This is a genomic window from Streptomyces sp. NPDC094147 (genome assembly GCF_044764265.1).
In the GTDB taxonomy this organism is placed as follows: domain Bacteria; phylum Actinomycetota; class Actinomycetes; order Streptomycetales; family Streptomycetaceae; genus Streptomyces.
In genome coordinates this window covers 490,942-504,216 of the sequence record NZ_JBIWHT010000001.1, presented here as the reverse complement: position 1 = coordinate 504,216, position 13,275 = coordinate 490,942, and the positions used below count along the sequence as shown (strand labels likewise).

The following is a 13,275-nucleotide window of genomic DNA, read 5'->3' as shown; positions in this document are numbered from 1 at the left end:
GATGTGGCCTTGATCACCCCGGGGAGTGCGGGCCGTCCTGTGCGGCCGCCCGGGAAGCACCTCGCCGGGCCCCGGGGCGCCCACTGCGGCTAGGCTCGGAGGCCGGGGCCCGACCGGGCGGCCGGGTTCCGCCGGACCCGGGCCGGGTGTGCGGGCGTGCGACGTGGGAGGCGGCCAGATGACGGTGCCGGGGCGCAGGAGCAGTACGTTCACGCGACTGCTGCGACATGGCTTCACCGATCCCTCGGCCGCCGAGCGCCTCCTGGAGACCCCCGAACTGTCGGCCGTACGGTCCGATCCGGTCCTCCTGGACGCGCTCGGTGCCACCGCCGACCCCGATCTGGCCCTCCTCGGGCTCGTCCGTGTCGTGGAGGCGGCCCAGGCCCAGGACGCCGACGAGCGGCAGGCGCTCCTGGACACGCTGGTCGCGGCGAAGCCGCTGCGGGACCGGCTGCTCGGGGTGCTCGGCGCCTCCGAGGCGCTCGGCGACCACCTGGCCCGCCACCCCCGGGACTGGCATGCCCTGGTCACCTATGAGGCGGCCGACCTGCACCCCGGGGTCGCCGAGTTCGAGCGGGGTCTCGCCGAGGCCGTCGACCCCGTGACGCTGCGCGTCGCCTACCGGCGCTGCCTGCTCGCCATAGCCGCCCGCGACGTGTGCGGCACGACCGACGTGGCGCAGGCCGCCGCCGAACTGGCCGACCTCGCGACCGCCACGCTGCGCGCCGCGCTCGCCATCGCCCGCACCGCAGCGCCCGCCGACGCCGCCCAGTGCCGGCTCGCGGTGATCGCGATGGGCAAGTGCGGAGGGCACGAGCTCAACTACGTCTCCGACGTCGACGTCATCTTCGTGGCCGAGCCCATCGAAGGGGCCGACGAGGGCAAGGCCCTCCAGGCCGCGACCCGGCTCGCCTCGCACCTCATGCGGATCTGCTCGGAGACCACCGTCGAGGGCGTGATCTGGCCGGTCGACGCCAACCTCCGCCCGGAGGGCCGCAACGGGCCGCTGGTGCGCACGCTGTCCAGCCATCTCGCGTACTACCAGCGGTGGGCCAAGACCTGGGAGTTCCAGGCACTGCTCAAGGCACGGCCGGTGGCCGGCGATCCGGAGCTGGGCCAGGAGTACGTCGACGCCGTCTCACCGCTGGTGTGGATGGCGGCCGACCGGGACAACTTCGTCGGCGATGTGCAGAAGATGCGGCGCAGGGTGGTCGACAACATCCCCGCCGCCCAGGTCGAACGCGAACTGAAGCTCGGCCCCGGCGGGCTGCGCGACGTCGAATTCGCCGTCCAGCTCCTGCAGTTGGTGCACGGGCGCAGCGATGCGACGCTGCACAGCGGCACCACCCTGGACGCGCTCGCCGCCCTCGCCGCGGGCGGCTACGTGGGCCGGGCGGACGCCGCCCAGCTCGACGAGGCGTACCGCTTCCTGCGCGCCATGGAGCACCGCATCCAGCTCTACCGGCTGCGCCGCACCCACCTCGTCCCCGAGGACGAGGCGGATCTGCGCCGGCTCGGGCGCTCGCTCGGGCTGCGCACCGAGCCCGTCGCCAGCCTCAACAGGGAGTGGAAGCGGCACGCGTCCGCGGTGCGGCGCCTGCACGAGAAGCTCTTCTACCGGCCGCTCCTGGACGCCGTCGCGCAGCTCGCGCCCGGCGAGATCCGGCTCAGCGCCCGCGCCGCCGGACACCGCCTCGAAGCGCTCGGCTACGCCGACCCGGCCGCGGCCCTGCGCCACCTGGAGGCGCTGTCCTCCGGCGTGAGCCGCAAGGCCGCCATCCAACGCACCCTGCTGCCCGTCCTGTTGGGCTGGTTCGCGGACTCCGCCGACCCCGACGCCGGACTGCTCGGCTTCCGCAAGGTCTCCGACGCGCTCGGCAAGACCCCCTGGTACCTGCGGCTGCTCCGCGACGAGGGCGCCGCAGCCGAGAACCTGGCCCGGGTCCTCTCGGCCGGCCGGCTCGCCCCCGACCTGCTGCTCCGGGCCCCCGAGGCGGTGGCCATCCTCGGCGACCAGGGCGGCCTCGCCCCGCGCGGCCGGGACCACCTGGAGCAGGAAATACTGGCCGCGGTCGGCCGCGCGGAGACCGCCGAGGGCGCGGTCGCGGCCGCCCGCGGAGTGCGCCGCCGCGAACTGTTCCGCACCGCGGCGGGCGACCTCATCGGCTCGTACGGCACCGAGGACAGACCCGCCGAGGAGGACCCGGGCGCGCTCGTCGACCGGGTCGGCAACGCGGTCACCGACCTGAACGCGGCCACCATCGCGGGCGCCCTGCGGGCCGCCGTGCGGGCCGAGTGGGGCGACACCCTGCCCACCCGGTTCGCCGTCATCGGCATGGGCCGCTTCGGCGGCCACGAGCTCGGCTACGGCTCCGACGCGGACGTCCTGTTCGTGCACGAGCCCCGCGAGGGCGTCGGCGAACAGGAGGCCTCGCAGGCCGCGGCCAGGGTGGTCGCCGAGATGCGCAGACTCCTCCAACTCCCCACCACCGACCCGCCGTTGCTCATCGACGCGGATCTGCGCCCGGAAGGCAAGTCCGGCCCGCTGGTGCGCACGCTGAAGTCGTACGAGGCGTACTACCGGCGCTGGTCGCTGGTCTGGGAGAGCCAGGCGCTGCTGCGCGCCGAGGTGATGGCGGGCGACCGGGACCTCGGGGTCCGCTTCACCGAGCTGATCGACCCGCTGCGGTATCCGGTGGAGGGCCTCGGTGACGACGCGGTGCGCGAGATCCGCCGCCTCAAGGCCCGGATGGAGTCCGAGCGGATGCCGCGCGGCGCCGACCCCACGCTGCACACCAAGCTCGGCCGCGGCGGTCTGTCCGACGTCGAGTGGACGGTCCAGCTGATGCAGATGCAGCACGGCTGGGAGATCCCCGGCCTGCGCACCACCAGGACCAGAGGGGCCCTGGCCGCCGCGCACGCGGCCGGGCTGATCGACACCGAGGAGGCCTCGATACTGGACGAGGCGTGGGTGCTCGCGACGCGGGTGCGCAACGGGGTCATGCTGGTGCGCGGGCGGGCCGGCGACACCTTCCCCTCCGACGGGCGGGAGCTGGCCGCGGTGGGGCGTTACCTGGGGTACGAGCCGGGGCATGTCGGGGACATGCTGGAGGACTACCGGCGCCTTACGCGGCGTGCGCGGGCGGTGGTGGAAGAGCTGTTCTACGGGGCGCACCTGTAGCGTGCGGCGGGGTCGCCGGGGGCTTCGCCCCCGGACCCGCAGCCCCCCAGACCCCCAGCCCTCAAACGCCGGACGGGCTGGATTCTTTCGCCGAGCGGCGCTTGAAGGCGGGGCCCGGCCGCTTCGGGCGCACCAGCCGCGGCAGCCGGTGCGGGAGGCTGCCGTACCAGACGCGGGTGACCAGGAAGCCGAAGGTCAGGCAGAGCAGGCCGCCCACCGCGTCCAGCCAGAAGTGGTTCGCCGTGGAGACGATCACCACCAGCGTAGCCATCGGGTACAGCAGACCCAGGATCCTCGCCCAGGGCGCGGACGCGAGGGCGAAGATCGTCAGGCCGCACCAGGTCGACCAGCCGATGTGCATGGACGGCATCGCCGCGTACTGGTTCGACATGTTCTTCAGGTCGCCCGAGGCCATCGAACCCCAGGTGTGGTGCACGAGCACCGTGTCGATGAAGTGGCCGCCGTTCATCAGCCGGGGCGGCGCCAGCGGGAAGAAGTAGTAGCCGACCAGGGCCACGCCCGTCGTCGCGAAAAGGGCGAGCCGGGAGGCCGCGTAGCGGCCGGGATGACTACGGAACAGCCACACCAGGACACCGATGGTGACGATGAAGTGCAGTGTCGCGTAGTAGTAGTTCATGCCGATGATGAGCCATGTCACCGAATCCACGGCATGGTTGATGGACCGCTCCACCGCGATGCCGAGGTGGTGCTCGGTGCTCCAGATCCAGTCGGCGTTCTTGAGTGCCTGCGCCTTCTGCTCGGGCACCGCGTTGCGGATCAGCGAGTACACCCAGTAACTCACCGCGATCAGCAGCACTTCGAACCAGACGCGAGGGCGGCGCGGCAGGCGCAGCCCTCTCAACCGGGCCGAAAGTCCCGTTCGTACCGGTTCGGTGGTGGTGGGTGAGGCCGACGGTTCGTTCGGTGGAGCGGCCGTCCGGCCTTCCAGAGTCTTCACGGTCATTTCACCCATAGGGAGAGAGTCTGCCAGATGCACATACCCCAGGCCGATCATCCTCCGGTCGGGTTCGCTCCGCACCTGCTACTCCCTGGGGACGAGGTCTTCCGCCGGGTACGTCAGGGTCGGCTTCGGGGTTTCGCGCCGGAAGTCGAACCGCGTACGACCAACTCGGGCATGAACACGAACTCGCTGTGCGGGGCGGGGGTGCCGCCGATCTCTTCGAGCAGGGCGCGGACCGCCGCCTGACCCATCGCGGTCACCGGCTTGCGGATGGTGGTCAGCGGCGGGTCGGTGAACGCTATCAGCGGAGAGTCGTCGAAGCCCACCACAGAGACATCACGCGGTACGTCCAGACCCGTCTGGCGCGCGGCCCTGATCGCGCCGAGCGCCATCATGTCGCTGGCGCACACCACCGCGGTGCAGCCCTGCGCGATCAGCGCGGCGGCGGCGGCCTGGCCGCCCTCCAGGGTGTACAGCGAGTGCTGGATCAGGTCTTCCGCCTCGGTGGCCGTCAGGCCCAGGCGGTCCTGCATGGCGGCCGTGAAGCCCTCGATCTTGCGCAGCACCGGCACGAACCGCTTGGGGCCGACCGCCAGGCCGATCCTGGTGTGGCCGAGCGCCGCGAGGTGGGTGACCGCGAGCCGCATCGCGGCCCGGTCGTCGGGGGAGATGAAGGGCGCCTGCACCTTCGGCGAGAAACCGTCCACCAGGACATAGGGGACGCCCTGGGCGCGCAACTGCTCGTAGCGCTCCATGTCGGCGGTGGTGTCGGCGTGCAGTCCGGAGACGAAGATGATGCCGGAGACGCCCCGGTCCACCAGCATCTCGGTGAGCTCGTCCTCGGTGGACCCGCCGGGTGTCTGGGTGGCGAGCACCGGGGTGTATCCCTGCCGGGTCAGCGACTGGCCGATGACCTGCGCGAGGGCGGGGAAGATCGGGTTCTCCAGTTCCGGAGTTATCAGGCCGACGAGCCCCGCGCTGCGGCGGCGCAGCCGTACGGGCCGTTCATAGCCGAGCACGTCGAGTGCGGCGAGCACGGATTCGCGGGTGCCGGCGGCCACACCGGGCTTGCCGTTGAGCACGCGGCTGACTGTGGCTTCGCTGACCCCCGCCTGGGCTGCGATGTCGGCAAGCCGTGCGGTCACGGGATGGGACTGTACCGGTCGCACGTCAGATTGCCCACCAGACCGCGGATTCGGCCGGGAGCAGGGCGCTCGTGTCGTCGAACCGGACATCGGCGGTGGTGAGCAACGGCTTTCCCGGGAGCGGGAGTTGGACCTCGCGGTCCAGGGTGTTGAGGGTGCAGACGAAGCCGGGGCGGGTGAAGGCGAGCACTCCGTCCGGTGCCGGGAGCCAGGTCATCGTGCCGTCGCCGAGGCCCGGCAGTTCACGGCGCAGGGTGAGCGCCGAGCGGTAGAGCTCAAGGGTGGAGTGCGGGTCGCCCGACTGGGAGGCGACCGAAAGCCCGCGCCAGGAGTCGGGCTGCGGCAGCCAGGACGAACCGCTGCCGAATCCGTACGAAGGTCCCTCGCCGGTCCACGGGATCGGGACCCGGCAGCCGTCGCGGAAGCCGTCCTGACCGGCGGCGCGGTGGAAGGCCGGGTCCTGGCGCACCTCGTCGGGCAGTTCGGTGACCTCGGGCAGGCCGAGCTCCTCCCCCTGGTAGAGGTAGGCGGAGCCGGGAAGCGCCAGCATGAACAGGGTGGCGGCGCGGGCCCGGCGCAGGCCCTGCTCGCCGCCGCCGTAGCGGGTCACATGGCGTACGACGTCGTGGTTGGAGAGCACCCAGGTGGTGGGGGCGCCGACCGCGCCGGCCGCTTCGAGCGAGGCGTCGACGGTGGCGCGCATCTCCTCGGCGTCCCAAGGGCACGTCAGGAACTGGAAGTTGAAGGCCTGGTGGAGTTCGTCGGGGCGTACGTACAGGGCGAGCCGCTCGGAGGAGGGGGCCCAGGCCTCGGCGACGGCGATGCGCTCGCCCGGGTAGGAGTCGAGCAGGCGGCGCCAGGCGCGGTGGATCTCGTGCACGCCGTCCTGGTCGAAGAAGGGGAGCACCTGGCTGCCGATCAGCTTGGCCTGTTCGCGCGCGCCGATGTCGGGCAGTCCCGCCGCCTTGACCATGCCGTGCGCGACGTCGACGCGGAACCCGTCGACGCCGAGGTCCAGCCAGAAGCGGAGCACCGACTCGAACTCGGCGCGCACCTCGGGGTGGTCCCAGTCGAGGTCGGGCTGCTCGGGGGCGAACAGGTGCAGGTACCAGTCGCCGTCGGCGGTCCTGGTCCAGGCGGGGCCGCCGAACACCGACTCCCAGTCGTTGGGCGGGAGTTGGCCGCTGTCGCCCTTGCCGGGGCGGAAGTGGTAGCGCGCGCGCTCGGGGCCGCTGGCCAGCGCGGACCGGAACCAGGCGTGCTGGTCGGAGGTGTGGTTGGGGACGATGTCGACGATGACCCGCAGTCCGAGCCGGTGGGCCTCGCGCACCAGGTCGTCCGCGTCGGACAGGGAGCCGAAGAGCGGGTCCACCGTCCGGTAGTCGGCCACGTCGTAGCCGCCGTCGGCCTGCGGGGAGGCGTAGAAGGGGGTGAGCCAGACCGCGTCCGCGCCCAGGTCCTTCAGATGGGGCAGCCGGGCCCGGATGCCGGGCAGGTCGCCGATGCCGTCGCCGTCGCCGTCCGCGAAGGAGCGCACGTACACCTGGTAGATCACGGCGTCGCGCCACCAGCCGGTCCGCGGGCCGGTGTGCCCCTGCGGGAGAGCGGTCGTCGTCAGCTCCTGCGTCATGTGTGGTCCCTCTCGAAAGCCTGCAACCCCTGCGATCGCGCGCCTACGGGATCAACGCCGATGGCTTCCGAAAGTAACAGGCTTGCAAGGACTTGCGGAAGTCTTGCAGGGGCGTGGCGGGTGCCCATGGACCAGGCGTACCGGCTTTGACAAGGCGCACAACGGCAACCGTGCGGACACGCTGATGTAACGATCCCCTGGCCTTGCAGAAATTCTTCGCAAGCTCTTTCGGACTCCTTTCATCCTTGTTACGTTCCTGGCGATCCGGCGCCGTGATGGAACGGCACCCAGTGAAGGAGTTCACATGCGACGTGGCATAGCGGCCACCGCGCTCACGGCGGCCCTGGCGCTCGCGGCGACGGCCTGCGGTGGCAGCGACAGCGGCGGCGGCAAGGCGGACGGCCCCGTCACCATCACCTGGTGGGACACCTCGAACGCCACCAACGAGGCCCCCACGTACCAGGCGCTGGTCACGGAGTTCGAGAAGGCGAACCCGACGATCAAGGTGAAGTACGTCAACGTCCCCTTCGACCAGGCGCAGAACAAGTTCGACACCGCCGCCGGTGCCAAGGGCGCCCCGGACGTGCTGCGCGCCGAGGTCGGCTGGACCCCCGCCTTCGCGAAGAAGGGCTACTTCCTGCCGCTCGACGGCACCGAGGCCCTCGCCGACCAGGACCGGTTCCGGCCCAACCTGATCAAGCAGGCCCAGTACCAGGGCAAGACCTACGGAGCCCCGCTGGTCACCGACACCCTCGCCCTCGTCTACAACAAGTCCCTCTTCGCCAAGGCCGGCATCGCCAAGGCCCCCGCCACCTGGGACGAGCTGAAGGCGGACGCCGCGCTGGTCAAGGAGAAGGCCGGCGTCGACGGCTACTGGGGCTCCACCGCCGGGTACTACGCGCAGCCGTTCCTGTACGGCGAGGGCACCGACACCGTGGACACCGCCGGCAAGAAGGTCACCATCGCAAGTGCCCCCGCCATCAAGGGACTTGAGACCTGGAAGGGTCTGTTCGACGGTCCGGGTCTGCACAAGGCGGACGTCACCGCCGACGCGTACGCGCACATCCAGGACGCCTTCGTGAACGGCAAGGTCGCCGCGATCGTCCAGGGCCCGTGGGAGATCACCAACTTCTACAAGGGCTCCGCGTTCAAGGACAAGGCCAACCTGGGCATCGCCGCCGTCCCGGCCGGCTCCACCGGCAAGGCGGGCGCCCCGACCGGCGGCCACAACCTGTCCGTGTACGCGGGCTCCGACAAGGCGCACGCGGCCGCCGCGCTGAAGTTCGTGGGCTTCATGACCTCGGCCAAGAGCCAGGAGACCATCGCGCTCAAGAACTCCACGCTGCCCACCCGCGAGGACGCCTTCACCGCGCAGGTCAAGGCCGACCCGGGCATCGCCGGCTACCAGGGCGTCCTCAGCGCCGCCCAGCCGCGCCCCGAGCTGCCCGAGTACAGCTCGCTGTGGACCCCGATGGACACCGAGCTGCCGAAGATCGCCAACGGCGAGAGCGTGGCCGACGGGGCGAAGAACCTCTCGCAGGACATGGCCAAGCTGGTCCCCGACTTCACCAAGTGAGCCCCGCCGCCGGGCCGTTCTCCGCCGAGGACGGCCCGGCCGCGCGCCCGTCGAACTTCCCGGAAAAGGTGTCGAGATGACCGTTGCCGTCGATGGCGCGGCCCCCAAGAGCGCGTCCAAGGAGCGCCCAGGGCCGCTGGAACGCCTCAGGCGGTCCTGGCAGAAGCACTGGTACGCGTACGCGATGATCGCGCCGATCGTCGTGGTGCTCGGCGTCCTGGTGCTCTATCCGCTCGCCCAGGGCATCTACTACACGCTCACCGACGCCAACAGCCTCAACTCGGCCCGCACCATCGGCGTCAACCACATCGACGCCACCTACGACTTCGTCGGGCTGCGCAACTACGCGGACATCCTGTGGGGGCCGACCGCCTGGGAGCGGTTCTGGTCGCACTTCCTGTGGACCATCGTGTGGACCGCCGCCTGTGTGACCCTGCACTACGTCATCGGGCTCGCGCTCGCCCTGCTGCTCAACCAGAAGCTGCGCGGCCGCACCTTCTACCGGATGATGCTGATCCTGCCCTGGGCGGTGCCCAGCTTCGTCACCGTCTTCTCCTGGCGCCTGATGCTCAGCGACTCCGGCATCGTGAACTCCGTACTCGGCGCGTTCCACCTGCCGCAGCCGCAGTGGCTGGAGCAGCCGCACTTCCAGCAGCTCGCCGCGATCGTCGTCAACACCTGGGTCGGCGTGCCGTTCATGATGGTGTCGCTGCTCGGCGGACTCCAGTCGATCTCCGCCGATCTGTACGAGGCCGCCGAGATGGACGGCGCGAGCGCCTGGCAGCGCTTCCGGCACGTCACCCTGCCGGGGCTGCGCCCGGTCAGCGCCACCGTCGTGCTGCTCGGCATCATCTGGACGTTCAACCAGTTCGTGATCATCTTCCTGCTGTTCGGCAACGGCGGCGCCCCCGACGCCCAGATCCTCGTCACCTGGGCCTACCGGCTCGGCTTCGGCCAGCAGCCCCGCGACTTCGCCCAGTCCGCCACCTACGGTGTGCTGCTGCTCTCCATCCTGATCGTCTTCACCTCCTTCTACCGACGCTGGCTGGCCCGCAATGAACAGGTCTGATGCCCCCATGACCACCAAGGCCGTCTCCCGGGACCAGGGCCGGCGCCGCACCGCCGTCCTGTCGCACGTGGCACTGAGCCTTGCCGGCCTCGTGGCGCTCTTCCCGGTCGGCTGGCTGCTCTTCGTCTCCCTCGGTCCGGACAAGGACGACTATCTGCACCCGGGCCGCATCTGGTCCAAACTCTCCTTCTCCAACTACGCGTTCGTCACCGAGCACACCCACTTCTTCACCTGGCTCGGCAACACCGCCCTGATCGCGTTCGCGACCTGCGTCATCGGCGTGATGTTCGCCGCCACCACCGGCTACGCGGTCTCGCGGATGCGCTTCCCCGGCTACCGGAAGCTGATGTGGGTGCTGCTCGTCACCCAGATGTTCCCGATCGCCGTGCTGATCGTGCCGATGTACCAGATCCTCGGCGACCTCGGCCTCATCGACACCTACGGCGGCCTCATCCTGGTGTACTGCTCCACCGCGGTGCCGTACTGCGCCTGGATGCTCAAGGGGTACTTCGACTCCATCCCCATCGAGATCGACGAGGCGGGCCGGGTCGACGGGCTCACCCCCTTCGGCACCTTCTTCCGGCTGATCCTGCCGCTCGCGAGGCCGGGCCTCGCGGTGGCCGCCTTCTACACCTGCCTCACCGCGTGGGGCGAGGTGGCGTTCGCCTCCACCTTCATGCTGGACGACGGCAAGTACACCCTCGCCGTGGGCCTCGCGAGCTTCGTCAGCCAGCACGACGCCCAGTGGAACTACATGGCCGCCACCGCCGTACTCATCGCGATCCCGGTCTCCGCCGTGTTCTACCTGGTGCAGAAGCACCTGGTCACCGGCATGACCGCGGGCGCCACCAAGGGATGAGCCGGGGCCCCGCCCCGGCCCCCGACAGCACCAGGTTTCTCGGGGGCCGACGCCCCCAGACCCCGTTAAGGACGACATGACCCAGCACATCGCTGCCCCTCGCCCCCGGACCACCGGCACCCAGTGGTGGCGGGACGCCGTGATCTACCAGGTCTACCCGCGCAGCTTCGCCGACGGGAACGGCGACGGAATGGGCGACCTCGAAGGCGTGCGCAGCCGGCTGCCGCATCTGCGCGACCTCGGGGTCGACGCCGTCTGGCTCTCGCCCTTCTACGCCTCCCCGCAGGCCGACGCCGGTTACGACGTCGCCGACTACCGGGCCATCGACCCGATGTTCGGCACCCTGCTCGATGCCGACGCGCTGATCCGCGACGCCCACGCACTGGGCCTGCGCATCATCGTTGACCTCGTACCGAACCACTCCTCCGACCAGCACGAGTGGTTCAAGCGCGCCCTCGCCGAGGGGCCCGGCTCCCCGCTGCGGGCCCGCTACCACTTCCGCCCCGGCAAGGGCGACAGCGGCCAACTCCCGCCCAACGACTGGGAGTCCATCTTCGGCGGCCCCGCCTGGACGCGCACGGCGGACGGCGAGTGGTACCTCCACCTCTTCGCCCCCGAGCAGCCCGACCTCAACTGGGAGCACCCGGCGGTCGCCGACGAGTTCCGCTCCATCCTGCGGTTCTGGCTGGACATGGGCGTCGACGGATTCCGTATCGACGTGGCCCACGGACTCGTCAAGGCACCCGGCCTGCCCGACATCGGCGGCGCCGACCAGCTCAAGCTGCTCGGCAATGACGTCATGCCGTTCTTCGACCAGGAGGGCGTGCACGCGATCTACCGGTCCTGGCGGACCATCCTGGACGAGTACGACGGTGAGCGCATCGCCGTCGCCGAGGCGTGGACGCCCACGGTCGAGCGGACCGCGCACTACGTACGCCCCGACGAACTGCACCAGGCCTTCAACTTCCAGTACCTGGGCGCCCCTTGGGAAGCGGCGGCGCTGCGCGAGGTCATCGACGTCTCGCTCGCCGCGATGCGCCCGGTCGGCGCCCCCGCCACCTGGGTCCTGTCCAACCACGACGTCACCCGGCACGCCACCCGGTTCGCCAACCCGCAGGGCCTGGGCACCCAGTTGCGCACCCCGGGCGACCGGGAACTCGGCCTGCGCCGGGCGCGGGCGGCCACCCTGCTGATGCTCGCGCTGCCGGGATCGGCGTATGTGTACCAGGGCGAGGAGCTGGGCCTGCCCGATGTCACCGATCTGCCCGACGAGGTCCGCCAGGACCCCTCGTTCTTCCGCGCCGCCGGGCAGGACGGCTTCCGCGACGGCTGCCGCGTCCCGATCCCGTGGACCGTCGAGGGCACCTCGTACGGCTTCGGCAGCGGCGGCAGCTGGCTTCCGCAGCCGGACTCCTGGGGCGCGCTGAGCGTCGAGGCGCAGACCGGCGACCCGGACTCGACCCTTGAGCTGTACCGGCGGGCCATCGCCGCCCGCCGCGCCCACCCGGGCCTCGGCGCCGGCGACGACGTGCGCTGGCTGGACGCACCGGAGGGCGTGCTCGCCTTCGCCCGCGAGGGCTTCGTGTGCACGGTGAACCTGACGGACGCGGCGGTACGGCTGCCACTGCCGGGCCGCATCATCCTGTCGAGCGCCCAAGTGACCCTGAAAGAAGGGGAGTTCGGCCTTCCCTCCGACACGGCCGTGTGGTGGGAGGTGTGAGCCGTCCCGGTCGGCCCGCCGGGCCGCGCCTCGCCGACATCGCGGCCCAGGCCGCCGTCAGCGAGGCCACCGTGAGCCGCGTGCTCAACGGGAAACCCGGCGTCGCCGACCCCACCCGGCAGCGCGTGCTCGCGGCGCTGGACGTGCTGGGCTGGGAACGCCCGGCGCGGCTGCGCCGGCGCAGCGCGGGGCTGATCGGCCTGGTCACCCCGGAGCTGACCAACCCGATCTTCCCCGCGTTCGCGCAGGCGGTGGAGCAGGTCCTGGCGGGCCACGGCTTCACGCCGGTCCTGTGCACCCAACTGCCGGGCGGGGCAACGGAGGACGAGCTGGTCGAGCAGTTGGAGGAGCGGGGCGTCAACGGCATCGTCTTCCTGTCCGGACTGCACGCGGACGCCTCCACCGACCCGGCCCGCTACCTGGCGCTCGCCGAACGGGGCATCCCGTACGTCCTGGTCAACGGCTACAACGAGGCCATCCGCGCGCCCTTCGTCTCGCCGGACGACCACGCGGCCGTGCGGATGGCGGTGGGGCACCTGGCCGACCTCGGGCACACCCGCGTCGGGCTCGCGGTCGGACCGCTGCGGTACGTCCCCTCCCGCCGCAAGGCCGAGGGGTTCACGGCGGCGCTGGGGGAGCGGATGGGGCTGCGCGAGGAGGAGGCCGCGGCGTACATCCGGCCCACCCTGTTCAGCGTGGAGGGCGGCCAGGTGGCCGCCGGCGCGCTGCTCGATGCGGGCTGCACGGGGATCGTCTGCGGCAGCGACATGATGGCGCTCGGCGTGGTGCGCGCGGTCCGCGAGCGCGGCCTGGACGTGCCGGGCGACGTGTCGGTGGTGGGCTTCGACGACTCCCAGCTCATCGCCTTCACCGACCCGCCCCTGACCACGGTCCGCCAGCCGGTCCAGGCGATGGCGACGGCGGCGGTGTCGGCCCTCCTGGAGGAGATATCCGGCACCCCGGTCCAGCAGACGGAGTTCGTCTTCCAGCCGGAACTGGTGGTACGGGGGTCCACGGCGGGGGTGCGGGGCTGAGCGCCGGCGGGCAACGATCCAGCCCCTCCGGCGCACACGCGGAAGCCCCGCCCGCCTGCCAGGGGGAGCGCAGACGGGCAGGGCTGGTAGTGGGACTCAG

9 protein-coding genes are annotated in these 13,275 nt (G+C 71.3%); 6 read left to right on the top strand and 3 right to left on the bottom strand.

Annotated elements, in window-relative coordinates:
* Positions 1-178: 178 nt before the first annotated feature.
* Positions 179-3,181 carry a bifunctional [glutamine synthetase] adenylyltransferase/[glutamine synthetase]-adenylyl-L-tyrosine phosphorylase gene (locus ACIQ8J_RS02320; protein WP_403263946.1) on the top strand — a complete coding sequence of 1,001 codons (3,003 nt, stop codon included), beginning with the start codon at positions 179-181 and terminating at the stop codon, positions 3,179-3,181.
* A gap of 61 nt (positions 3,182-3,242) precedes the next feature.
* On the opposite strand, the gene ACIQ8J_RS02315 is transcribed toward ACIQ8J_RS02320, so the two are convergent.
* From ACIQ8J_RS02315 to ACIQ8J_RS02305, 3 genes are all read right to left on the bottom strand, one after another.
* Positions 3,243-4,154, bottom strand: coding sequence for a phosphatase PAP2 family protein (locus ACIQ8J_RS02315; protein ID WP_403263944.1), 912 nt, complete (start codon positions 4,152-4,154; stop codon positions 3,243-3,245).
* A 104-nt stretch (positions 4,155-4,258) separates the two neighbouring features.
* Positions 4,259-5,287, bottom strand: coding sequence for a LacI family DNA-binding transcriptional regulator (locus tag ACIQ8J_RS02310; RefSeq protein ID WP_403263942.1), 1,029 nt, complete (start codon positions 5,285-5,287; stop codon positions 4,259-4,261).
* A 25-nt stretch (positions 5,288-5,312) separates the two neighbouring features.
* Complete coding sequence (locus tag ACIQ8J_RS02305; protein WP_403263940.1) at positions 5,313-6,917, bottom strand: glycoside hydrolase family 13 protein; 1,605 nt, start codon at positions 6,915-6,917, stop codon at positions 5,313-5,315.
* Between the two features lie 304 nt (positions 6,918-7,221).
* Between ACIQ8J_RS02305 and ACIQ8J_RS02300 the strand changes: the two genes are divergently transcribed.
* From ACIQ8J_RS02300 to ACIQ8J_RS02280, 5 genes are all read left to right on the top strand, one after another.
* Positions 7,222-8,493, top strand: coding sequence for an extracellular solute-binding protein (locus tag ACIQ8J_RS02300; protein ID WP_403263938.1), 1,272 nt, complete (start codon positions 7,222-7,224; stop codon positions 8,491-8,493).
* Between the two features lie 76 nt (positions 8,494-8,569).
* Positions 8,570-9,562, top strand: coding sequence for a carbohydrate ABC transporter permease (locus ACIQ8J_RS02295; RefSeq protein ID WP_403263936.1), 993 nt, complete (start codon positions 8,570-8,572; stop codon positions 9,560-9,562).
* A 7-nt stretch (positions 9,563-9,569) separates the two neighbouring features.
* Positions 9,570-10,421, top strand: coding sequence for a sugar ABC transporter permease (locus ACIQ8J_RS02290; protein WP_403263934.1), 852 nt, complete (start codon positions 9,570-9,572; stop codon positions 10,419-10,421).
* Positions 10,422-10,497: 76 nt separating this feature from the next.
* Positions 10,498-12,141 carry a glycoside hydrolase family 13 protein gene (locus tag ACIQ8J_RS02285; protein WP_403263932.1) on the top strand — a complete coding sequence of 548 codons (1,644 nt, stop codon included), beginning with the start codon at positions 10,498-10,500 and terminating at the stop codon, positions 12,139-12,141.
* Positions 12,126-13,175 (top strand): LacI family DNA-binding transcriptional regulator, encoded by a 1,050-nt coding sequence (locus tag ACIQ8J_RS02280; protein ID WP_403263930.1) that lies wholly within the window; start codon positions 12,126-12,128, stop codon positions 13,173-13,175. Before ACIQ8J_RS02285 ends, ACIQ8J_RS02280 begins: the two co-directional genes overlap by 16 nt.
* Positions 13,176-13,275 lie beyond the last annotated feature (100 nt).

Coding starts and splice junctions, on each gene's coding strand:
- ACIQ8J_RS02320 (WP_403263946.1), top strand. CDS start 179: ATGACGGTGCCGGGGCGCAGGAGCAGTACGTTCACGCGACTGCTGCGA.
- ACIQ8J_RS02315 (WP_403263944.1), bottom strand. CDS start 4,154: ATGGGTGAAATGACCGTGAAGACTCTGGAAGGCCGGACGGCCGCTCCA.
- ACIQ8J_RS02305 (WP_403263940.1), bottom strand. CDS start 6,917: ATGACGCAGGAGCTGACGACGACCGCTCTCCCGCAGGGGCACACCGGC.
- ACIQ8J_RS02300 (WP_403263938.1), top strand. CDS start 7,222: ATGCGACGTGGCATAGCGGCCACCGCGCTCACGGCGGCCCTGGCGCTC.
- ACIQ8J_RS02295 (WP_403263936.1), top strand. CDS start 8,570: ATGACCGTTGCCGTCGATGGCGCGGCCCCCAAGAGCGCGTCCAAGGAG.
- ACIQ8J_RS02290 (WP_403263934.1), top strand. CDS start 9,570: ATGACCACCAAGGCCGTCTCCCGGGACCAGGGCCGGCGCCGCACCGCC.
- ACIQ8J_RS02285 (WP_403263932.1), top strand. CDS start 10,498: ATGACCCAGCACATCGCTGCCCCTCGCCCCCGGACCACCGGCACCCAG.